At 61.3% G+C, this 21,096-nt stretch carries 21 protein-coding genes; 6 read left to right on the top strand and 15 right to left on the bottom strand.

Features of this window, described 5'->3' with window-relative positions; genetic code table 11:
- The first annotated feature begins 131 nt into the window (after nt 1-131).
- The 3 genes from C4J84_RS15185 (at nt 132) to C4J84_RS15175 (ending at nt 2,980) form a co-directional block, all read left to right on the top strand.
- Nucleotides 132-1,013 (top strand): Dyp-type peroxidase, encoded by an 882-nt coding sequence (locus C4J84_RS15185; protein ID WP_124435646.1) that lies wholly within the window; start codon nt 132-134, stop codon nt 1,011-1,013.
- Between the two features lie 86 nt (nt 1,014-1,099).
- Nucleotides 1,100-1,489 (top strand): hypothetical protein, encoded by a 390-nt coding sequence (locus C4J84_RS15180; protein ID WP_124407561.1) that lies wholly within the window; start codon nt 1,100-1,102, stop codon nt 1,487-1,489.
- A gap of 117 nt (nt 1,490-1,606) precedes the next feature.
- Nucleotides 1,607-2,980, top strand: coding sequence for an MFS transporter (locus C4J84_RS15175; RefSeq protein WP_124363308.1), 1,374 nt, complete (start codon nt 1,607-1,609; stop codon nt 2,978-2,980).
- Here C4J84_RS15175 and C4J84_RS15170 read toward each other — a convergent pair.
- Nucleotides 2,975-3,484 carry a DUF3087 family protein gene (locus tag C4J84_RS15170; RefSeq protein ID WP_124368982.1) on the bottom strand — a complete coding sequence of 170 codons (510 nt, stop codon included), beginning with the start codon at nt 3,482-3,484 and terminating at the stop codon, nt 2,975-2,977. The two genes, C4J84_RS15175 and C4J84_RS15170, sit on opposite strands and share 6 nt — an antisense overlap.
- Before the next feature lie 113 nt (nt 3,485-3,597).
- Between C4J84_RS15170 and C4J84_RS15165 the strand changes: the two genes are divergently transcribed.
- Together C4J84_RS15165 and C4J84_RS15160 are read left to right on the top strand one after the other, a co-directional pair.
- Nucleotides 3,598-3,777, top strand: a complete 180-nt coding sequence (locus C4J84_RS15165; RefSeq protein WP_124367428.1) for a hypothetical protein — start codon at nt 3,598-3,600, stop codon at nt 3,775-3,777.
- Nucleotides 3,778-3,791: 14 nt separating this feature from the next.
- On the top strand, nt 3,792-3,989 hold the full coding sequence (locus C4J84_RS15160) for a DUF6021 family protein (protein ID WP_124367427.1): 198 nt from the start codon (nt 3,792-3,794) through the stop codon (nt 3,987-3,989).
- 43 nt (nt 3,990-4,032) lie between these two features.
- On the opposite strand, the gene C4J84_RS15155 is transcribed toward C4J84_RS15160, so the two are convergent.
- Nucleotides 4,033-4,269 carry a DUF6555 family protein gene (locus tag C4J84_RS15155; RefSeq protein WP_124363304.1) on the bottom strand — a complete coding sequence of 79 codons (237 nt, stop codon included), beginning with the start codon at nt 4,267-4,269 and terminating at the stop codon, nt 4,033-4,035.
- 252 nt (nt 4,270-4,521) lie between these two features.
- On the opposite strand from C4J84_RS15155, the gene C4J84_RS15150 reads away from it, so the two are divergent.
- Nucleotides 4,522-5,274, top strand: a complete 753-nt coding sequence (locus C4J84_RS15150) for an outer membrane beta-barrel protein (protein WP_124371078.1) — start codon at nt 4,522-4,524, stop codon at nt 5,272-5,274.
- A 632-nt stretch (nt 5,275-5,906) separates the two neighbouring features.
- Here the strand turns inward: C4J84_RS15150 and nuoN are convergent.
- From nuoN to C4J84_RS15085, 13 genes are all read right to left on the bottom strand, one after another.
- On the bottom strand, nt 5,907-7,370 hold the full coding sequence (gene nuoN, locus C4J84_RS15145; protein WP_124367423.1) for an NADH-quinone oxidoreductase subunit NuoN: 1,464 nt from the start codon (nt 7,368-7,370) through the stop codon (nt 5,907-5,909).
- 7 nt (nt 7,371-7,377) lie between these two features.
- Nucleotides 7,378-8,910 carry an NADH-quinone oxidoreductase subunit M gene (gene nuoM / locus C4J84_RS15140; protein WP_025858974.1) on the bottom strand — a complete coding sequence of 511 codons (1,533 nt, stop codon included), beginning with the start codon at nt 8,908-8,910 and terminating at the stop codon, nt 7,378-7,380.
- 55 nt (nt 8,911-8,965) lie between these two features.
- Entirely contained in the window at nt 8,966-10,819 is a 1,854-nt protein-coding gene (nuoL, locus tag C4J84_RS15135) for an NADH-quinone oxidoreductase subunit L (RefSeq protein ID WP_124404549.1), read from the bottom strand.
- A complete protein-coding gene (gene nuoK, locus C4J84_RS15130; RefSeq protein WP_003174727.1) occupies nt 10,816-11,124 on the bottom strand; it encodes an NADH-quinone oxidoreductase subunit NuoK in 309 nt (102 codons plus the stop codon). The genes nuoL and nuoK overlap by 4 nt, the downstream gene beginning before the upstream one ends.
- Before the next feature lie 2 nt (nt 11,125-11,126).
- On the bottom strand, nt 11,127-11,630 hold the full coding sequence (gene nuoJ, locus C4J84_RS15125; RefSeq protein ID WP_065884950.1) for an NADH-quinone oxidoreductase subunit J: 504 nt from the start codon (nt 11,628-11,630) through the stop codon (nt 11,127-11,129).
- Between the two features lie 9 nt (nt 11,631-11,639).
- Entirely contained in the window at nt 11,640-12,188 is a 549-nt protein-coding gene (gene nuoI, locus C4J84_RS15120) for an NADH-quinone oxidoreductase subunit NuoI (RefSeq protein WP_003174725.1), read from the bottom strand.
- An 11-nt stretch (nt 12,189-12,199) separates the two neighbouring features.
- Entirely contained in the window at nt 12,200-13,207 is a 1,008-nt protein-coding gene (gene nuoH, locus C4J84_RS15115) for an NADH-quinone oxidoreductase subunit NuoH (protein WP_003174724.1), read from the bottom strand.
- Nucleotides 13,204-15,918: an NADH-quinone oxidoreductase subunit NuoG gene (gene nuoG / locus C4J84_RS15110; protein ID WP_124435645.1), complete on the bottom strand. Its 2,715-nt coding sequence runs from the start codon at nt 15,916-15,918 to the stop codon at nt 13,204-13,206. Before nuoG ends, nuoH begins: the two co-directional genes overlap by 4 nt.
- Nucleotides 15,919-16,054: 136 nt before the next feature.
- Entirely contained in the window at nt 16,055-17,413 is a 1,359-nt protein-coding gene (nuoF, locus tag C4J84_RS15105) for an NADH-quinone oxidoreductase subunit NuoF (protein ID WP_057024316.1), read from the bottom strand.
- Nucleotides 17,410-17,907 (bottom strand): NADH-quinone oxidoreductase subunit NuoE, encoded by a 498-nt coding sequence (nuoE, locus tag C4J84_RS15100; RefSeq protein ID WP_003232080.1) that lies wholly within the window; start codon nt 17,905-17,907, stop codon nt 17,410-17,412. Before nuoE ends, nuoF begins: the two co-directional genes overlap by 4 nt.
- Nucleotides 17,908-17,909: 2 nt before the next feature.
- Complete coding sequence (gene nuoC, locus C4J84_RS15095) at nt 17,910-19,694, bottom strand: NADH-quinone oxidoreductase subunit C/D (protein WP_124435644.1); 1,785 nt, start codon at nt 19,692-19,694, stop codon at nt 17,910-17,912.
- A 71-nt stretch (nt 19,695-19,765) separates the two neighbouring features.
- The gene (locus tag C4J84_RS15090; protein ID WP_124367418.1) at nt 19,766-20,440 is read right to left on the bottom strand and encodes an NADH-quinone oxidoreductase subunit B family protein; all 675 of its coding nucleotides are present in this window, start codon (nt 20,438-20,440) and stop codon (nt 19,766-19,768) included.
- Between the two features lie 10 nt (nt 20,441-20,450).
- Nucleotides 20,451-20,864 carry an NADH-quinone oxidoreductase subunit A gene (locus C4J84_RS15085; RefSeq protein WP_003192109.1) on the bottom strand — a complete coding sequence of 138 codons (414 nt, stop codon included), beginning with the start codon at nt 20,862-20,864 and terminating at the stop codon, nt 20,451-20,453.
- Nucleotides 20,865-21,096 lie beyond the last annotated feature (232 nt).

Below are 21,096 nucleotides of genomic sequence, written 5' to 3'. Positions count from 1 at the left end.
CCCCTGGAATAGTTGCAAAACATGACTAGAGAGTCACCCATACCAGGGCTCTATGGCAAGGCTTGCGCGCTTTCCCCTGCGCATTCCGGGTGCTTCGGGATAAACTGCGCGGCTTTCTTGAAGGAGTTCACATGAGTCAGTACCAGCCGGGCATTCTTGCCGCACCGGTGCCGTTGCAGGCACGCCATCTGTTTTTTGCCATTGAGTCACCACAGGCCTTGCCCGCTGCGCTGGACGCACTGGTGCAGTTGACGGATTCCGCGGCGGTGGTCGGTTTCGGTGAGCCGCTGGTAAACGCATTGGGTGCACGCGTCGAAGGCTTGCGTAGCTTCCCGGCCCTCAGCGGCCCCGGCGCGCATAACCCCTCCACCCAGCAGGCCCTGTGGGTATGGCTGCATGGCGTGGACCGGGGTGAGTTGTTGCTGCGCAGTCGCGCGTTCGAAAAAGCCCTGGCGCCGGCGTTGCGCCTGGTACAAATGACCGAAGGCTTTCGCTACAAGACCGGTTTCGACCTGACCGACTACGAAGACGGCACCGAAAACCCTCACGACGACGCGGCCGTTGAAGCGGCCCTGACGGACAGCGGCGCCAGCTTCGCCGCTATCCAGCAATGGCAGCACGACCTCGACGGTTTCGCTGCGCTGCCTGCCCAGGAGCGCGACCACATCATCGGCCGCCGCCATGGTGACAACGAAGAGCTCGACGACGCCCCCCAATTTGCCCACACCAAGCGCACCGCCCAGGAAAGCTTCACCCCGGAGGCCTTCGTGGTGCGTCGTTCGATGCCATGGGCCGAGAACGGCCAGGCGGGGCTGATGTTTCTCGCGTTCGGGCATTCCTTCGATGCATTCGAAGCGCAACTGCGCCGCATGAGTGGCCTGGAAGACGGGATTGTCGATGGCTTGTATCGCATCAGCACACCGTTGACCGGTGGCTACTACTGGTGCCCGCCGTTGAAACAGGGGCATTTGGACCTGAGCGCGATTACCCCGGCTACGCCGATCCACAGGTGACAGCTTGCCCCCTGAAGCCTTGGAACTGACCGATGGTCGCTGGCCACAGAACAGCGACCTCGGCAAACTTCCAGGAGCACTTAACCATGCTGATCTCAAGCATTTCCGTGTCGCACGCCGCGCCGGCACGTCCGTCCCCCAACCAGTATTCGAAGATGTCGGATTCGGATCTGGCCAAGGCGTTTGGTGACAACTTCCAGGCGTTCAAACACCCGACCACTGCGAATGCAACCACGGACAAAATCCGTGAAGTGGCGGGACGTTCGCTGACGGGCGACGCGCAAAAAGACAATGAAACCCAACTGGCCCGCGAAGTACTCAAACGTGACAACGTCCTGAAGGCGCTGGATTCAGTGGATGACAACGGCAAGCGCGACGGCGTGATTGGCCCTTGGAATCCGCAGATGGCGGCTGATCAGTTAGCCTGTAATCGCTGCATGAGCCCGTCCGTTACCACCGTCCAGATCACCTATTGATCCGGGCCAGGCCTGGCCTCGGCGAACATGAAAAAATTGACAGCCACGCCAATGACCGCTGAAAAAAATCTGCACTGGCCGTAATCTAACCGCCCTTGCCACCCGTGCGGATCGTTCATGTCTTCTGTTGCCGATGGGCTGCCCCTCAACAAACGCTTGCCGGCCGTGATTGCCCTGTCCTTGGGGATCGGCATGGCGACCCTCGACACCGCCATCGTCAATACCGCCTTGCCGACGCTGGCGGAGGGTATTGGCACTGACTCGGCTTCGGTGATCTGGGTGGTCAACGCCTACCAGTTGGCGATTGTCGCGACGGTGCTGCCGTTCGCGGCGCTGAGCGATGTACTGGGGCATCGCCGCGTGTACCTGGGCGGGTTGCTGCTGTTCATTGTTTCGTCGTTGTTGTGCGGGCTGGCCGATTCGCTGCTGACCCTGACCGCCGCGCGGGTGGCGCAAGGCCTGGGGGCGGCGGCGCTGATGAGCGTCAACACCGCGTTGCTGCGGCATATCTACCCCGCAAACATGCTCGGGCGTGGCCTGGGCTATAACTCGCTGGTGGTGGGACTGGCGTTCACCTTGGGTCCCACCGCGGCGTCGGCGATCCTTTCGGTCGCCACCTGGCACTGGCTGTACCTGATCAATGTGCCGTTGGGGCTGCTGGCCCTCGGCCTGGGCCTGCGTTCGTTACCCGTGCTGCCAATCATGGGTCACGCTTTCGACCGCTTGGCGGCGCTGTTGTGCGCAGGCTTGTTCGCTTTGCTGGTCTTGGGACTGGGCGCCGCCGTGCATGGCGCACAGGGCGCGCTGACCCTGGGGCTGATCGCGCTGGCGCTGGTGTTCGGCGCGTTGCTGCTGCGCCGCGAGGCCGGGCACCCGGCGCCGATGCTGGCGGTGGATTTGTTCAAGCGCCCGGTGTTTGCATTGTCTTCGTTGACGGCGATCTGTGCCTTCAGTGCCCAGGGGCTGGCGTTTGTGGCGCTGCCGTTTCTGTTGCAAACGACGCTGGGCCACAGCCAAGTGGAAACTGGTTTTCTGATGACACCGTGGCCGGCCGTGGTGGCGGTCATGGCTTTGATCGCAGGGCGCCTGGCCGATCGTGTGTCACTGGGCCTGCTGTGTGGCATTGGTTTGTTGATGCTCAGCGTCGGCATGGCCGCGCTGGCCACCTTGGGCACTGACGCCTCGGCCTTCGAGATCGGCTGGCGCATGGCCCTCTGCGGCGCCGGTTTCGGCTTTTTCCAGTCGCCCAACCTCAAGGCCTTGATGACCAGCGCACCGTTGGCTCGCAGCGGCGGGGCCAGTGGCATCGTAGCGATCTCGCGGCTGCTGGGGCAGACGTTGGGCGCATCGTTGGTAGCGTTGTGTTTTCATCTGTTCGTGGACAGTGGCCCGCAATACGCGCTGTGGCTGGGGTGCGTGTTCGCGCTGGCCGGGGCCGTGGCCAGCGGCCTGCGTTTATTGCCCTATAAACGCACGGATCAGCCTTTATAGCTGTAGCCAAGCGGGATCGAGGCGGGTTTGTTCGGTATCGATGCCCAGTGCCTGCATTTTCGCCGCATGCGCGTCGATCTCACCGGCCAGTTGCGCCTGGGCGCTGGAGTTGGCATCCAGGGCATGCATCTGCGTCAGCCCCAGGTGGTAGAAGCGCAGCAGCTTGATCGCGCTGGGGTCATTGGCCTGGACCCGTTCGCTGACCTTATGCATCACATTGGTCACGCTCATCAGGCTGCGCTTGAGCTGCCAGCCGTATACCGCCGGCGCCAACCACGCCTGGTTCCAGAACGGGCCGCGCACCAGGGCGACAGTGATCAACACTCCGGCAAACACCCCGCCGACATTGAAGCGTAAGTTATCACCGCCCGGTTCACCGAACAGCATCACCGCCAGGCTCGACAGCAACATCGCCAGGGCCAGGAACACCACAGCGACGATCAGCGTGCTGCGGCGGGTCTGCTGCCGGTAGACAGCGGGGTCACAGGGTTTGAGTTCGAACATCGGGTCGGGCCTCCAGCACGGGAGGGCATCTTCTCATGCTTGAAGCAATCAAGTTGAACGATGGCCACAGGGGGTTCCTCTAAATCCGTGAAGTCCCCATGAGGTAAGTCATCATGTCCGAACACAAGCAACCGCCACCTGGCACGCCTGATCCTGATCGAACGCCCGGTGAAGAGGAGCGCGATAACGATGCACTGCGCCCCAATGATCCGGCGGAGCGTCAAGACAACGACGACGTGGAGCGGGTCGAACACGACCTGGAAACCCTTCACGACAAAGCCCGCCCGTTGTAAGCAAGGAGGTCTTCATGAGTAATCCCCCGAACGGCCCGCGTTCCGACGAACACGCCAGCGGTAACGATGAGTTGGGTTTCGACCCTGACTCGCCTGACCTGGCTGACCCGCAGGTCGACCCCGTCGGCCCGGCCATCGCGCCGCTGGACAAGCAAAAAGAGCAGCCGGAAAAAAAGCCGCCCTACGATCCGCTGGGCGACTTGAAGAAGTGAACCAAGCCCCGCAATTTGCGGGGCTTTGTTTATTTGGAGGGGCTTATTTTGGAGGGTTCCAGCTCACGTCAGTGATGCCGTACTTTTCAGCCCAGGGCCGGGTGGTTTTCTTCACCTGTTCGTGCCCCACGCGGCCGATGCGGCTGACGTGCGCGATGTCGGCATCGACGGCCGCCCAATGCCAGGCTTCGGTGCTGTTCATCACCTCGGCGCGTACCACGAAAGACTTGGGTTTACCGTGCAGTTGATAGTGGATGGTGTAGATCTTAGCGGTACTCATGTTGCCTCCCTGTCTTGTTATAGATGGATAGGTAGGCGCGCGGAAAGGTTCATTCAAAATCACAATTCGCAGCGGCACTTGCGCGTGGACTTGAACACTGGCTCCTGGCCGATAGCGAAGAGTATTGACCTAGAGCCTTCGCTGAACCGTTTTTTGTCCATTTTGGTGCAAATCCGTTCGAACTTTTTGCAACCGCCAAGGTTCGAACCGATTCCTGAATACTTTGCCCACTCAAAAATGGAGATGTAAACGATGTCCAAACTATTCGGAAAATTTCTCAAGAACACCTCGTTGCTGGCCCTGGTGGCCGCGCCAACCGTGGTGTTCGCTGCGCCGTCCACCGACCCGATTTCCACCTTCGGGATTCTCGGCAGCTATAACGACTTCAAACTCGAAGGCGGTAGCGACAGCGACAAGGAGCACATGCCCGAAGCGGGCCTGTTCTACAACTTCGGCAACAAGCTCACCGCTGAATCCGGCTTTATCTACCAGGCCGGTATCGAAGCCAAGTACGGTGAGAAAAGCGACAACAAACTCAAGGAAGGCCAGGCCGACCTCGACCTCGGCTGGCGTGCCGCGCTGGATGCGCGCAACTTTGTCGATGTGATCGTCGGCGGTGGCTACACCTGGACCCGTTATGAGCCGGACACCAATGGCTACGACATGAAGCTCACCAACAAGTCGCCGTTCGCCAAGGCAGCCCTGGGCTACAACCACCAGTTCGATGACATGACCCTGCGCGTTGAAGCCGGCGCCCGTCATACCATCGATGGTCGCGCCAAACTCAAGGTGGATGGCGTCGGCAGCGACAGCGTGGACCTCAAGGACCGCACCAACCCATACGCCGAAGTGAGCCTGCTGATGAACCAGAAGGGCGATCTGCCGGTGATGGCGGGCCTTTACTACACCCGCACCGAGTATAAGCTCGATGACGACTCCTATGTCGCTGACAACACCAAGCTCAAGCGTGATGAGTATGGTTTGAAGGTCGGTATCGCGTTCTGACGTTATTGCACTATAAAAACGCCCCGAACATTCGGGGCGTTTTTTTTGCAGCTGTTTCAGATCAGCCCAGTTGATCGTTCCCCCGCTCCGCGTGGGAATGCATCCCGGGACGCTCCGCGTCACCCTTGCGCAAGTGCCGGATCTTGCGCTTAAAGCAGGACGCGGAGCGTCCCGGGTGGCATTCCCACGCAGAGCGTGGGAACGATCATAAAAACGCTCCGATATGGGTCGGGGCGTTTTTTTGCCCGTGGCCGTTAGCTCAGAGTATCCCTCCCTGTATTGAGTCAAACAGTTCTGTAGCGAAGCCCTAATGCCAGTCGGTTAAGCGTACACCGCCGTCTGTAGGAGCGAGCTTGCTCGCGAAAAGCGTCAACGATAACGCGTGCTTTCTGAATGAACGCGGTGGCTGTGAGTTTTTCGCGAGCAAGGGCTAGCCTCGCTCCTACAAAAAGCCTTAACTGACTGGCATTAGCAGGGCAAGCCCACTCCCCCTAGGGGAGTGCATTCCAAATGTGGAGTGGGCTTGCCCGCGAAGGCGATAGTGGTTGCACTGCATCTCTAATGTGTTCCCCCCTGAAACGCAAAAACGGCGCCCGAAGGCGCCGTTCTGTTTACTGCATCAACCTAAGCGATCAAACCCCCAGCACCGCATGCTGCACCAACGTCAGCAACGGTTGCGGGTACACGCCCAGGAAGAAGGCGAGCAGGGCGATGGCCAGCAGCATCACGCCGCCTGCCTTCTGTTCCCAATGCAGCTCGGCATCCACACGGCGCAGGTTCGGCTCGATCAGGTACAGAGTGACCATCACGCGCAGGTAGTAGAACACGCCGATGGCGCTGCCCAGGACCAGGGATGCGACCAGCCACCACTGGTGGGCCTCGACGCCGGTGGCGACGATGTAGAACTTGCCGATAAAGCCGGCAGTCAGCGGGATACCCGCCAGGGACAGCATCATCACGGTGAGTACGGCGGTCAGGTACGGACGGCGCCAGAACAGGCCGCGGTATTCGTACAGGGCGTCGGCATCACGGCCTTTGTATGGCGAGGACATCAGCGTAATCACCCCGAATGCACCAAGGCTGGTGATCACGTAGGTGACCAGGTACACGCCGATGGCCTCCACGGCCAGGCCTTTGCTCGCCACCAGGGCGATCAGCAGGTAGCCGAAGTGAGCGATGGACGAGTAACCCAGCAGACGCTTGAGGTTGTTCTGGGTCAGCGCCAGCAGGTTGCCGAACAGGATCGACGCGATGGCAATCACAGTCAGTACATTGCTCAGCACGCCGGTATTGGCGGCAGGCGAGATCTGGAACAGACGCACCATCACCGCAAACACCGCCACTTTCGACGCAGTGGCCAGGAACGCGGCCACAGGCGCCGGGGCGCCTTCGTACACGTCCGGGGTCCACAGGTGGAACGGCACCAAGGAGAGCTTGAACGCCAGGCCGATCAGCATCATCGCCAGGCCCAGTTGGGCAATCGGCGCCGGGCTGTTGGTGGCGGCCAGGGCGTGGCCGATACCGGTGAAGCTCAAGCTGCCGGCTTCGGCGTAGAGCAGCGCCATGCCGAACAACAGGAACGCGGAACCGGCGGCCGACAGCACCATGTACTTGATGCCGGCTTCCAGGGAGCGCTTGTTGAAGAAGGCGTAGGCCACCAGGCCGTAGGTCGGGATCGACAGCAGTTCCAGGCCGATGAACAAGCCGGCCAGGTGCTGCGCGCTGACCAGCACGATACCGCCGGCCGCAGCCAGCAGGATCAGCAGGTACAGCTCTTCCTTGTTGCCTGGGTAGCCGGTGCCGCCTTCGCCGAGGTAGGCGTGGGCGAGGGTGACGCAGGCCAGGGTCGCGACCAGGATCAGCGCGATATACAGCAGCGCGAAGTCATCGACCATCATCAATGGCGTGACCGCCAGTGGTGCGACCTTTAGGGCCGGGATGATCGACAGCAGGGCCAGGTTCAACCCGGCGCAGGACAGCAGGAACGTTTGCGAATGATTGCGGCGCCAGGCGATCGCCAGCATCACCACCACGATGGTGAGGCTGGTGATCAGCAGCGGCGCAAGCGCGATAAAGTGTTGGATCGTGAATTCCATAGCGCTCTTACCGGGCCGAAGCGAGTTGAGAGAAGGCGGTGCCGAACCACTGCTGCACGCCATGCATCGTTGCGGCAGAAGTGTCCAGGAACGGCTGTGGGTATACGCCGATGTAGATCAGCAGTACCGCCAGGCCGAGCACCATGATCAGTTCGCGCGCATCCATCCCTTGCAGGACGGTGTCGGACTTGGCCGGGCCGAAGTAGGCGCGGTGGATCATGATCAGCGAGTAGACCGAACCGAACACCAGGCCGGAGGTAGCAATGGCGCTGATCCACGGCGTCTGCACGAAGGCACCCATCAGGATCAGGAACTCGCCGATGAAGTTGCCGGTACCCGGCAAGCCCAGCGATGCGGCGGCGAAGAACAGGCTGATTGCCGGCAGGTACGCGATGCGCGACCACACCCCACCCATTTCACGCATGTCACGGGTGTGCAGGCGCTCATACAACTGGCCACTCAGGATAAAGAGTGCAGCGGCCGAGACACCGTGGGCCAACATCTGGATCACCGCGCCCTGCAGCGCCAGTTGGCTGCCGGAGTAGATGCCGATCAGTACGAAACCCATGTGGGAAACGGACGAGAAGGCGATCAGGCGCTTGATGTCGGTTTGCGCGAAGGCCAGGAACGCACCGTAGAAGATCCCGATCAGACCCAGGGTCATGGCGATCGGCGCGAACTCGGCCGAGGCATTCGGGAACAGCGGCAGGGCGAAACGCAGCAGGCCGTAGGCAGCGGTTTTCAGCAGGATACCGGCCAGGTCCACGGAGCCGGCGGTCGGCGCCTGGGCGTGGGCGTCAGGCAACCAGGAGTGAAACGGCACCACCGGCAGCTTCACCGCGAAGGCGATGAAGAAGCCCAGCATCAGCACGTACTCGGTGGTCAGGGACATCTTGGTTTTCAACAGGTCGGCGTAGTTGAAGGTAATCACGCCGGTGTTGTTGAAGTTGACCAGTACCAGGCCCAGGATCGCCACCAACATGATCAGGCCGGAAGCCTGGGTGAAGATGAAGAACTTGGTCGCCGCGTAGATCCGGGTTTTCTTGCCGTCCGAAGAACTGTGACCCCAGAGCGCGATGAGGAAGTACATCGGCACCAGCATCATTTCCCAGAAGAAGAAGAACATGAACAGGTCCAGCGCCAGGAACACGCCGACAACGCCGCCCAGGATCCACATCAGGTTCAGGTGGAAGAAGCCCACGTGACGCTGGATTTCTTTCCAGGAGCAGAGTACCGAGAGGATACCCAGCAGGCCGGTCAGCAGGATCATCAACAGCGACAGGCCGTCGAGGGCCAAGTGCACGTTGATGCCGAAGCGCTGGATCCACACGTGCTTGAATTCAAGCGCGAAGGTCGGATCGACACCCGGAGCGGGGGCGAATGAATAGTCGCCATGGGCCCACAGCCAGAGGCCGAGCGCGAGTTCCAGGGACATGGTCAGCAACGCAATCCAGCGGGGGAGGGTGGCGCCGAAGCGTTCACCCATCCAGCAGAGCAGGCCGCCGATAAAGGGGATCAGGATTAGCCAGGGCAGAATCATGACGGGCTCGTTTCCTTTCGCAAGTTCGCAAAGTACGCAGTGCACTTAAACATAGTCAGACCGCCACCACGACGATGGCGCCGATCACCAGCACGGCACCCACTGCCATGGACGCCGCATACCAACGCAATTGGCCGGTCTCGCTGCGGCTCAGGGCGGTGTGACCGGCCTTGGCGGCGCGCGGGATCAAACCGATGGTCTGGTCGAGCGGGTCTTTGCGCAGCACGTGGCTGATCGCAAGGTAAGGTTTGACGAACAGTTTGTCGTAGATCCAATCGAAGCCCCAGGCAGCGAACCACCAGGCCGACAGGAAGCGGCCGATACCGCTGTTGGCCACGGCGCTGACGAAGCGACGCTTGCCGAGGAACAACAGGGCCGCCAGCAGGATACCGGCGATGGCAATGGCGCCGGAGGCGATTTCCAGGCTGTGCTTGGCTTCGCCGCCGGCATGGCCGACGCTTTCCGGCAGTACACCGGCCAGTGGCGGAGTGATCAGGGCGCCGATGAAGGTCGACAGGATGATCAGCACCGACAGTGGCAACCAGTGGGAGATGCCGTGGCCTGCGTGCGCTTCGGTCTTGGCTTCACCGTGGAAGGTGATGAAGATCAGGCGGAAGGTGTACAGCGAGGTCATGAACGCACCCACCAGGCCTGCGTACAGCAGGTTCTGGTTACCGCTGGCAAAGGCTTCCCAGAGGATCTCGTCTTTGGAGTAGAAACCGGCGGTCACCAGCGGCAGGGCGGCGAGCGCGGCTCCGCCGACGATGAAGCTGGCGTAGGCCAACGGCAGTTTCTTCCACAGGCCACCCATCTTGAAGATGTTCTGCTCGTGGTGGCAGGCCACGATCACCGCACCGGAAGCAAGGAACAGCAGGGCCTTGAAGAAGGCGTGGGTCATCAGGTGGAAGATCGCCGCGTCCCAGGCGCCGACGCCCAGGGCCAGGAACATGTAGCCGATCTGGCTCATGGTCGAGTAGGCGAGGATGCGCTTGATGTCGGTCTGCACCAGCGCGGCGAAGCCGGCCAGCACCAGGGTCACGCCACCGACGATGCCTACCAGATGCAGGATGTCCGGCGCCAGGGTGAACAGGCCGTGGGTACGCGCGATCAGGTAGACGCCGGCGGTCACCATGGTCGCGGCGTGGATCAATGCCGATACCGGGGTAGGACCGGCCATCGCGTCCGCCAACCAGGTTTGCAGTGGCAGTTGCGCGGATTTACCCACGGCGCCGCCCAGCAGCATCAGGGTGGCCAGGGTGATCCAGAAATCGCCGACCTGGAATTTCTGCGGTGCCAGCACCAGCAGTTCCTGGATGTTCAGCGTGCCCACCTGTTGGAACAGGATGAACAGGCCGATGGCCATGAACACATCGCCGATGCGGGTGACGATGAAGGCCTTGAGTGCCGCGTTACCGTTGTTGCGGTTGCTGTAGTAGAAACCGATCAACAGGTACGAGCACAGGCCCACGCCTTCCCAGCCGAAGTACAGGAACAACAGGTTATCGCCGAGCACCAGGAACAGCATGCTGGCGATGAACAGGTTGGTGTACGAGAAAAAGCGCGAGTAGCCCGCTTCACCGCGCATGTACCAGGACGCGAACAGGTGGATCAGAAAGCCTACACCCACCACCACGCCGAGCATGGTGATCGACAGGCCGTCGACGTAGAGGGCGAAGTTGGGCTTGAAGCCTTCCACCGACATCCACTGCCACAGCACCAGGGTGTAATGACCGCCTTCCGGCGGCGCCACGTTGAATTGCCAGATGACGTAGGCCGCCACGATGGCCGACAGGCCGATCGAGCCGACGCCGATCAGGGCCGAGAGGTTTTCCGACCAGCGTCCGCGAGAGAACGACAGCAGCAGGAAACCGATCAGGGGAAATACGAAAGTCAGAAAGATCATGTTCATCCGCGCATCTCACTGGCAGCGTCGATATCAAGCGTGTGGAAGCGACGATACAGTTGCAGCAGGATCGCCAGGCCGATACTGGCCTCGGCGGCTGCCAGGCTGATCACCAGGATGAACATGACTTGTCCATCCGGCTGGCCCCAACGCGCACCCGCCACGATGAACGCCAGTGCGGCAGCGTTCATCATGATTTCCAGGCTCATCAACACGAACAGAATGTTACGGCGAACCATCAGGCCGACCAGGCCAAGGCAGAACAGGATGCCGGCGACCGCCAGACCATGCTCCAAAGGGATAGCAGGCATCGTCATTGCTCCTTGGCTTCGTTGCGGCCCAAGTGGAAGGCGGTGATGGCTGCGGCGAGCAGCAGCATCGACGCCAGTTCGACCACCAGCAGGTATGGGCCGAACAGGCTGACGCCCACGGCTTTCGCGTCTACGGTGGTGTGGCCGATGGCCTGGCCGCTCTGGTGAGCGAACAGCACATACAGCAGTTCACCCAGCAGCAGCGCTGCCAGCACGACCGGGCCGAGCCAGATGCCGGGCTTGAGCCAGACGCGTTCCTGGGCGACCGAGGCCGGCCCGAGGTTGAGCATCATCACCACAAACACGAACAGCACCATGATGGCGCCGGCGTAGGCGATCACTTCCAGCACACCGGCGAACGGTGCGCCGAGGGCGAAAAAGGTCATGGCCACGGCGATCAGCGAAATGATCAGGTAGAGCAGGGCGTGCACGGGGTTGGTGTTGGTGATCACGCGAAGCGTGGACACCACTGCAATACCCGATGCGAAATAGAAAGCGAATTCCATCTTTCTTCCTTAAGGCAGCAAGCTCTTCACGTTGATCGGCTCGGCTTCGTTTTGTGCGGCGCCCTTGGGCTTACCGGCAACGGCCATACCTGCAACACGATAGAAGTTGTAATCAGGGTTTTTACCGGGACCGGAAATCAAAAGATCTTCTTTCTCGTACACCAGGTCCTGACGTTTGAACTCGGCCATCTCGAAATCCGGTGTGAGCTGGATCGCGGTGGTCGGGCAAGCTTCCTCGCAGAGGCCGCAGAAAATGCAGCGCGAGAAGTTGATGCGGAAGAAGTCCGGGTACCAGCGACCGTCTTCGGTTTCAGCTTTCTGCAGGGAGATACAACCCACCGGGCACGCCACGGCGCACAGGTTGCAGGCGACGCAACGCTCTTCGCCATCGGGATCGCGGGTGAGCACGATGCGGCCGCGATAGCGCGGCGGCAGGTATACCGCTTCTTCCGGGTATTGCAGGGTGTCGCGTTTGCGAAAGCCGTGACCGAACACCATCACCAGGCTTCGCAATTGGGTACCGGTACCCTTAACGATGTCGCCAATATATTTGAACATGGGTCAAATCCTCACTGAACCGCGGCTGCTGGCGTGTTCAACAACACGACGGCGGCCGTCACCAGCAAATTGATCAGGGTCAGCGGCAGGCAGAATCTCCAGCTGAAATCCATCACCTGGTCATAGCGCGGGCGCGGAATCGAGGCGCGCAGCAGGATGAACAGCATGATGAAGAACGCGGTCTTCAAGAAGAACCAGAAGAAGGCCAACTGCGGCAGGATGCCGAACGGACCGTGCCAGCCGCCGAAGAACAGCGTGACCAGCAGGGCCGAGATCAAGATGATGCCGATGTACTCACCGACGAAGAACATGCCCCATTTCATGCCGGCATATTCAATGTGGTAACCGTCGGCCAGTTCCTGTTCCGCTTCCGGCTGGTCGAAGGGGTGACGGTGAGTCACAGCCACGCCGGCGATGAAGAAGGTGCAGAAGCCAAAGAACTGCGGAATGATGAACCACAGGTTCTGGGCCTGGTACTCGACGATATCGCGCATGTTGAACGAGCCAACCTGCACCACGATGCCCATCAGCGCCAACCCCATGAACACTTCATAGGAGACGGTCTGCGCCGAGGCACGCAAGCTGCCCAGCAGGGCGAACTTGTTGTTGCTCGACCAACCGGCGAACAGCACCGCGTACACCGACAGGCCAGCCATGGCGAAGAAGAACAGCAGGCCGATGTTCAGGTCCGCCACGCCCCAGGTCGGGGTGATCGGGATGATCGCAAAGGCGATCAGCAAGGCGCTCATGGCCACCACCGGCGCCAGTGTGAAGATCACCTTGTCGGCAAACGGCGGGGTCCAGTCTTCCTTGAAGAACATCTTCAGCATGTCGGCGGCGATCTGGAACATGCCGAACGGGCCAACGCGGTTCGGACCGTAACGGTCCTGCCACCAGCCCAGCAGGCGACGTTCGACGAAGCTGAGCAGAGCGCCCGCGACGACCACGGCCAACAGGATCACGATGGCCTTGACGACCGAGATGATCACGTCGATCACTTCAGGGGTGAACCAGGTCATTGCGCTGCCTCCTGCAGACCGTCAACGGTTTGGCCAAAGATCGCTGGAGGAATACCGGCGATGCCTTTAGGCAGTGCAACCAGGCCGGCACCCAGCTCTTCGTTGATGCGCAGCGGCAGACGCAAGGTCTGGCCGGCCACGTTCAGGCTGAGCAGGGCACCGTCGTTGACGCCCAGGCGGTCGGCTTCGGATTTGGCCAGGGCCACGTAGGCGGTTGGAATGCGTTCTTGAACCGGCGCGGCCTTGGAAGAAGTCTCTTCGCTGCCGAACAGGTGGAAGAACGGCACCACCTGCCAGGTGCCTGGCGCCGGGTTGAACGGGCGCGGTACGGCAGCGAACCAGTTCAGCGAGTCACCGGTGCTTTCGATCAGGCGGGTGCCTGGGTCGCCAGCACGGATATGCCCACCGACTTCGTCCTGGAACTTGTTCCAGGCCTGCGGCGAGTTCCAGCCCGGCGACCAGGCGAACGGCACCTGCTGACGCGGTTCGGCCGAACCCGAATAACCTTCCATGGAGAAGGCGAACGCGGTGTCGATGTCTTGCGGGGTCCGCGGTTCATGCACGCTGATGTCGGCGCGCATGGCGGTACGACCGGAGTAACGCAGCGGTTCACGGGCCAGTTTCAGGCCCTTGATGCGGAACGAAGCAGACGGGGCAGCATCGACAATCCGCGCCAGCTGCGGTGCGCTTGCAGCGGTAGCGGCGGTGACGTGGTCGAGCTGGGTCCAGTCTATCGGCTGGTTCAGCAGGGTCGCGCGCAGGGCATGCAGCCAGCGCCAGCCTTCGTGAACCAGGATGCTGGCGTCCATGTACTTGGGATCGAACACCTGGAAGAAGCGCTGGGCGCGGCCTTCCTGGCTGACCAGGGTACCGTCGCCTTCAGCGAAGGTGGCAGCTGGCAGCACCAGGTCGGCACGCTCGCTGGTGGCGGTTTTCTGGTGGTCGGCCACGATCAGCACCTTGGCGGCGTTGAGCGCAGCGTCAACCTTGGCCGCATCGGTGCGGGTGTACAGGTCGTTTTCCAGCACCACGATGGCGTCGGCGTTGCCGTCGGTCACCGCTTGCAGAGCGGCGTCCAAGGACTCGCCACCGAGCATGGCCAGGCCGAGGCTGTTGGCTTCCGGTACCACCAGGCTGATCGAGCCGTTCTTGTCGCGCAGCTTCAAGGCCTTGGCGATGTTGGCGGCGGCTTCGATCAGCGCCTTGGAACCCAGCGAGGTGCCGGCGATGATCAGCGGACGCTTGGCCGCCAGCAGGGCGTCGGCGATACGCTTGGCCAGTGCCACGGCTTCAGCGTCCAGGCCGTCGACGGCAGGCGCGCTGGCGTCAAGGGCGTGGGCCACGGCGAAACCGATGCGCGCCAGGTCGTCCGGTGCGGCGTGGACGCATTCTTCGGCGATGTCGTCGAGCTTGGTTTCAGCCAGGGAGGCGATAAACAGCGGGTTCAGCGCGTGCTGGCCGATGTTTTTCACTGCGGCGTCGAGCCAAGGCTGCACGCGCATGGCGTCGGCCATGGCTTCGGCCTTGCCTTTGACCGACTGGCGCAGCGACAGCGCGATACGCGCGGCGGTCTGGGTCAGGTCTTCACCGAGCACGAAAATCGCATCGTGATCTTCGATGTCGCGCATGTTCGGTACCGGCAGCGGGCTGTCGTTCAGCACTTGCAGGACCAGGCGGATGCGCTCCAGCTCGCCGGCTTCGATACCGCTGTAGAAGTGCTCGGCGCCGACCAGTTCGCGCAGTGCGAAGTTGCTTTCGAGGCTGGCGCGCGGCGAACCGATACCGACGATGTTACGGCCACGCAGCAGGTCGGCGGCTTTATCCAGCGCCGCGTCCAGGCTCAGCTTGGCGCCATCGGCCAGCAGTGGCTGGCGCGGGCGGTCTTCGCGGTTGACATAGCCATAGCCGAAGCGGCCACGGTCGCACAGGAAGTACTGGTTGACCGAGCCATTGAAGCGGTTTTCGATACGACGCAGTTCGCCGTAGCGCTCGCCCGGCGAGATGTTGCAACCGCTGGAGCAGCCATGGCAGATGCTCGGGGCGAATTGCATGTCCCACTTGCGGTTGTAGCGCTCGGAGTGGGTCTTGTCGGTGAACACACCGGTCGGGCAGACCTCGGTGAGGTTGCCGGAGAATTCGCTTTCGAGCACACCGTCTTCAACGCGACCGAAGTACACGTTGTCATGGGCACCGAATACGCCGAGGTCGGTGCCGCCGGCGTAGTCCTTATAGAAACGCACGCAACGGTAGCAGGCGATGCAGCGGTTCATCTCGTGGGAAATGAACGGGCCGAGGTCCTGGTTCTGGTGGGTACGCTTGGTGAAGCGATAGCGGCGCTCGTTGTGGCCGGTCATCACCGTCATGTCTTGCAGGTGGCAGTGACCGCCTTCCTCACAGACCGGGCAGTCGTGGGGGTGGTTGGTCATCAGCCATTCGACGACACTGGCGCGGAACGCCTTGGATTCATCATCGTCGATGGAAATCCAGGTGTTGTCGGTGGCTGGGGTCATGCAGGACATGACGATACGACCACGGGTGTCGTTTTCGTCGGTGTACTGCTTGACCGCGCACTGGCGACAGGCACCGACGCTACCGAGCGCGGGGTGCCAGCAGAAATACGGGATGTCGAGGCCGAGTGACAGACATGCCTGTAACAGGTTGTCTGCCCCATCGACTTCGAGCGCTTTGCCGTCTACGTGGATAGTGGCCATGGTTCAAAGTTCTTCGTTGGCCCGTTGTCAGCGGGCGTGGCTAATGGAATCTTGTTATTCATGTGCATCTACACAGCCATCAAGGCGTCCGCACATGAGAAAAGCGAAGGGCACGAACCCTTCGCTTCTTTAAGCGTTACGCACCGACCATGGTCGGTGATACCACCTGAGTGAGTTCGCCCGCGCGGGTTGGCGCGATGCCGGCCTCGAATTCAGGGCGGAAGTATTTGATTGCGCTGCCCAATGGCTCCACGGCGCCCGGTGCGTGAGCACAGAAGGTCTTGCCTGGGCCGAGGAAACCGACCAGCCCGAGCAGGGTTTCGATGTCACCCTCGCGGCCTTCGCCGTTTTCCAGGGCCATCAGCAGCTTGACGCTCCACGGCAGACCGTCACGGCACGGGGTGCAGAAGCCGCAGGATTCACGGGCAAAGAACTGCTCCATGTTGCGCAGCAGCGAGACCATGTTCACCGTGTTGTCCACCGCCATTGCCAGGCCGGTACCCATGCGGGTACCCACCTTGCCGATGCCGCCGGCATACATCTGTGCGTCGAGGTGCTCGGGCAGCAGGAAACCGGTGCCGGCGCCGCCTGGCTGCCAGGCTTTCAAGGTGTAGCCGTCGCGCATGCCGCCGGCGTAGTCCTCGAACAGCTCGCGCGCGGTCACGCCGAACGGCAGCTCCCACAGGCCAGGGTTCTTGACCTTGCCGGAGAAGCCCATGAGCTTGGTGCCCATGTCTTCACTGCCTTCACGGGCCAACGATTTGTACCAGTCCACGCCGTCGGCGATGATCGCCGGCACGTTGCACAGGGTCTCGACGTTGTTCACGCAGGTTGGCTTGCCCCACACGCCCACGGCGGCAGGGAAGGGCGGCTTGGAGCGCGGGTTGGCGCGGCGGCCTTCGAGGGAGTTGATCAGCGCGGTTTCTTCACCGCAGATATAACGCCCGGCGCCGGTGTGCACGAACAGCTCGAAGTCAAAACCCGAACCGAGGATGTTCTTGCCCAGCAGGCCCGCCGCCTTCGCTTCGGCCACGGCACGGTTGAGGTGCTTGGCGGCGGTGGTGTATTCACCGCGCAGGAAGATATAGCCACGGTAGGTTTTCAGCGCGCGGGCACTGATCAGCATGCCTTCGATCAACAGATGGGGCAGTTGCTCCATCAGCATGCGGTCTTTCCAGGTGTTGGGCTCCATTTCATCCGCGTTGCACAGCAGGTAGCGGATGTTGATGGATTCGTCTTTGGGCATCAGGCCCCACTTCACGCCCGTGGGGAAGCCTGCACCGCCACGGCCTTTGAGGCCGGCATCTTTCACGGTCTGGACGATGTCGTCCTGGGCCATGTCGGCGAAGGCTTTGCGCGCGGCCGCGTAGCCGTTCTTGGCCTGGTACTCGTCGAGCCACACGGGCTCGCCGTCGTCACGCAGGCGCCAGGTCAGCGGGTGGGTCTCGGCCGAACGCTTGATCAGGTTGGCCGGGCCGAAGGAAGTCAGGGTCATGGGTAGCCCTCGAGCAATTGGGTCACGCCAGCAGGCTGCACGTCACCGAATGTGTCGTCGTCGATCATCAACGCCGGCGCCTTGTCGCAGTTGCCCAGGCAGCACACCGGCAGCAGCGTGAAGCGGCCGTCGGCGGTGGTCTGGCCGAGGCCGATGCCCAGCTTGGCCTGGATTTCGCTGACCACGGACTCGTGGCCACCGATGTAGCACACCATGCTGTCGCACACGCGAATGATGTGGCGGCCGACCGGCTGGCGGAAGATCTGGCTGTAGAACGTCGCCACCCCTTCAACGTCGCTGGCCGGGATGCCGAGGATCTCGCCGATGGCGTAGAGGGCGCCGTCCGGCACCCAGCCACGTTCCTTCTGGACGATCTTCAAGGCTTCGATCGACGCCGCGCGCGGGTCTTCGTAGTGATGCAGCTCGTGCTCGATGGCCGAGCGCTCGGTTTCACTCAAGGTGAAACGGTCTGTCTGGATAAGCGTGCTGTTCATGCTTAGCGGTCCACGTCGGCCATAACGAAATCGATACTACCCAGGTACGCAATCAAGTCCGCGACCATCTCGCCTTTGATCACCGAAGGGATCTGCTGCAAGTGCGGGAAGCTTGGAGTACGAATCCGGGTGCGGTAGCTCATGGTGCCGCCATCGCTCGTCAGGTAATAACTGTTGATGCCCTTGGTCGCTTCAATCATCTGGAAGGACTCGTTGGCCGGCATCACCGGGCCCCACGAGACTTGCAGGAAGTGCGTGATCAGGGTTTCGATGTGCTGCAGCGTGCGCTCTTTGGGCGGCGGCGTGGTCAGCGGGTGATCCGCCTTGTACGGGCCGGCCGGCATGTTGCGCATGCACTGCTCGATAATCTTCAGGCTCTGGCGCATTTCTTCGACGCGCACGATGCAGCGGTCGTAGGCATCGCCGTTGGCCGCCAGCGGCACTTCAAACTCAAAATTTTCGTAGCCGGAGTAAGGGCGCGCCTTGCGCAAGTCGAAGTCCAGGCCGGTCGCACGCAGGCTTGGGCCCGTGACGCCCCATTCCAGCGCTTCCTTGGTGTTGTACTGGGCGACGCCGATGGTACGACCCTTGAGAATGCTGTTGTCCAAGGCGGCCTTCTGGTATTCGTCCAGGCGCTTGGGCATCCAGTCGATGAATTCCTTGACCAGGCGTTCCCAGCCGTTCGGCAGGTCGTGGGCCACACCGCCGATGCGGTACCAGGCCGGATGCAGGCGGAAACCGGTGACGGCTTCGATGACCTTGTAGGCACGCTGACGGTCGGTGAAGGTGAAGAACACCGGGGTCATGGCGCCGACGTCCTGGATATAGGTACCCAGGAACAGCAGGTGGCTGGTGATCCGGAAGAACTCGGCCATCATGATGCGGATGGTGTCGACGCGGTCCGGTACCTTGATGCCGGCCAGCTTCTCGACCGAGAGCACGTACGGCAGGTTGTTCATCACGCCGCCGAGGTAGTCGATGCGGTCGGTGTACGGAATGTAGCTGTGCCACGACTGGCGCTCGCCCATCTTCTCGGCACCACGGTGGTGGTAGCCGATGTCCGGTACGCAGTCGACGATTTCTTCACCGTCCAACTGCAGGATAATACGGAAGGCACCGTGGGCCGAAGGGTGGTTCGGGCCCAGGTTGAGGAACATGTAGTCCTCGTTGGTGCCGGAGCGCTTCATGCCCCAGTCTTCCGGGTTGAAGCGCGCAGCTTCTTCCTCAAGCTGTTGCTTGGCCAGGGTGAGGCTGAAAGGGTCGAACTCGGTGGCGCGCGCCGGGAAGTCCTTGCGCAGCGGGTGACCTACCCAGGTCGGCGGCATCATGATGCGGGTCAGGTGCGGGTGCCCCGGGAAGTCGATGCCGAACATGTCCCAGACTTCACGCTCGTACCAGTTGGCGTTCGGCCAGATTCCGGTGACGGTCGGTACGCTCAGGTCGCTCTCGCTCAGGGCGACCTTGAGCATCACGTCGCTGTTACGTTCCAGCGACATCAAGTGGTAGAACACGGTGAAATCGGCGCCGCTCGGCAATCCCTGGCGCTTGGTGCGCAGACGCTCGTCCACGCCATGCAGGTCATAGAGCATGACGTAGGGCTTGGGCAGGTTGCGCAGGAAGGTCAGGACTTCGATGAGCCTGGCGCGGGCAACCCACAGCACGGGCATGCCGGTGCGGGTCTCCTGGGCGGTGAACGCCTCGGCGCCAAAACGGTTGTTCAGTTCGACGACCACGTCCTGGTCGTTTGCCTTATAAGGCGGGATGTACAGAGCACTGCCTGTAGTCATGGTTTTTTATCGCTTTCGGTCAACGTAAAGAATGAAGCCAGGTTTTCGTTCTATAAAAGAAGCGGGCTGGATCAGACTTCGTCGGGGCTGCGCAGATTGGTGACTGCGATTCGCTGTTCGCGGCGCTGTTCCTTTTGGGACGGCATCTCGGCGCGGTACACGCCTTGATCACCGACGACCCAGGAAAGCGGGCGACGCTCCTTGCCAATCGATTCCTGCAACAGCATCAAGCCTTGCAGGAAAGCTTCGGGACGGGGCGGGCAGCCGGGCACGTAGACATCCACGGGGAGGAACTTGTCGACCCCCTGCACTACGGAATAGATGTCGTACATACCGCCGGAATTGGCACAGGCGCCCATGGAAATGACCCATTTGGGTTCCAGCATCTGTTCATACAGGCGCTGGATAATGGGGGCCATTTTCAGGAACGGCGTACCGGCGATAACCATGAAATCCGCCTGGCGCGGTGATGCCCGGATGACTTCGGCGCCAAAGCGCGCGATGTCGTGGGGCGCCGTGAAGGCGGTGGTCATTTCCACGTAGCAGCACGAAAGGCCGAAGTTGTACGGCCACAGGGAGTTTTTGCGCCCCCAGTTGACTGCGCCATTCAGCACGTCTTCCAGCTTGCCCATGTAGATGTTTTTGTGGACTTGGTCTTCTAACGGGTCGGAAACGGTTTCGCGTTCGCCGATGGGGTACTGCTCGTTAGGAGCGTCCGGGTTGATCCTGGTGAGATTGTATTGCATCGCCAAAGCCTCATTGTTTCAGCTTCGCTTGCCGCTTGCGACGAGCTTCCGGAGCCCAGTCAAGGGCGCCCACTCGGAACAGGTAGACAAGACCTGCCAACAGAATTGCTATGAAAACGAGAGCTTCGACGAATCCGGTCCAGCCGCTTTCGCGGACGGACACAGACCAGGCAAAGAGAAAGAGGGCTTCGATATCGAAGATCACGAAGAGCATCGCGACCAGATAGAATTTGGCTGAGAGCCGCAAGCGGGCGCCACCTGTAGGTAGCATGCCGGACTCGAACGGTTCGTTTTTGCTGCGGCCCCAGGCTTTTGACCCGAGGAGGCTGGAGACGCCGAGCATGAAAGCGCAAAGGCCTACAACACCGAGGAGGAAAATGGCAAAGCCCCAGTTGTGGGCCATGAGTCCTGTCGCGTCGGTCATGCTGGAAATCCTTAACAGAGAGCAAAGGTCTCTGAGCTCGAAAAAGTAACGATGCAGTGACGATATGTCGCACTGCAATCAATCGCGGTGATTTTATGGCTAAACACCGGGCAAGTAAAATTCCTGTGGCGAAATTATTCGATGGAATAAGCACATAGTGCACCGTTGTGGGGCTGTAGCCCTTGCAGCATGGGCATTAGCGGGCTTTTGAACAATTGCGTTTTGTTTGACC

Source organism: Pseudomonas sp. R11-23-07 (assembly GCF_003852295.1).
Lineage (GTDB): Bacteria > Pseudomonadota > Gammaproteobacteria > Pseudomonadales > Pseudomonadaceae > Aquipseudomonas.
The sequence above is the reverse complement of the archived record's forward strand: the minus strand, read 5'-3'. Positions and strand labels throughout refer to the sequence as shown.